Raw genomic sequence first — 631 nt, 5'->3', positions numbered from 1 at the left:
CAACGCGACCGCGTCCGCTTTGAACTCCGGCGGGTAGTGCTTCATCACCATCTGTGCAGGACTCCTGTCCACCCGGACCATCAAGATCCAAGTGTCTCCGGTGTCCAACATCCGGGGTCAAGGCCCCTGCCGAGATGCCCCCGTGCCGTGGACACCTTGATGGGATGGCTACCTGAGCGCAGGTCGTCGATGAACGCCTCAATCTCTGAGGCGGTCCACTGCCAGGGGTATTGTCCAGAGAAGCGGGACATCCTACGGACCAGCGCCAACCGCCGGTCGATCGTCTCCTTCTTCAAGTAACGCACGCGCTGTTGCCGCGCCCATCCTTCCAGCATCGCCTCGAAAAGCTGAGGCTCAGGGTCCAGCGGCACCACGTTGTCGACGAGAACCATGCGCGCCGAGCCCGGCAGGTCGACTCTCTCCATGCGTTGCATTCAATACAACATCGAGGCATCGCGATGCCGCTTTCCCTGAAGAGCCAGCTCAGCGGAGCTAGAGTCACTTTGTCAATCCCCTGGTTTCGTAGAGACGTTGGTTATGCGGCCCGGCCTTCCTGATCGGTGCGGGCTCGCGCTTCCTGGATGATCCGTTCGAATTCGACGGGTGGCTTCCCGCCGGCCGCGCTGTGACG

The 631-nt window shown here is 61.8% G+C and carries 1 protein-coding gene; it reads right to left on the bottom strand.

All coding sequences use genetic code 11. The features are described from left to right. Positions 1–80: 80 nt before the first annotated feature. Positions 81–425 (bottom strand): hypothetical protein, encoded by a 345-nt coding sequence (locus C1J00_RS43965; protein WP_102914277.1) that lies wholly within the window; start codon positions 423–425, stop codon positions 81–83. Between the last annotated feature and the right edge of the window lie 206 nt (positions 426–631).

The sequence above is a fragment of the Streptomyces cahuitamycinicus genome (genome assembly GCF_002891435.1).
In the GTDB taxonomy this organism is placed as follows: Bacteria; Actinomycetota; Actinomycetes; order Streptomycetales; family Streptomycetaceae; genus Streptomyces; species Streptomyces cahuitamycinicus.
Note: the sequence above shows the minus strand (reverse complement) of the source record. Positions and strands in the feature narration are given on the sequence as shown.

Coding starts and splice junctions, on each gene's coding strand:
- C1J00_RS43965 (WP_102914277.1), bottom strand. CDS start 425: ATGGAGAGAGTCGACCTGCCGGGCTCGGCGCGCATGGTTCTCGTCGAC.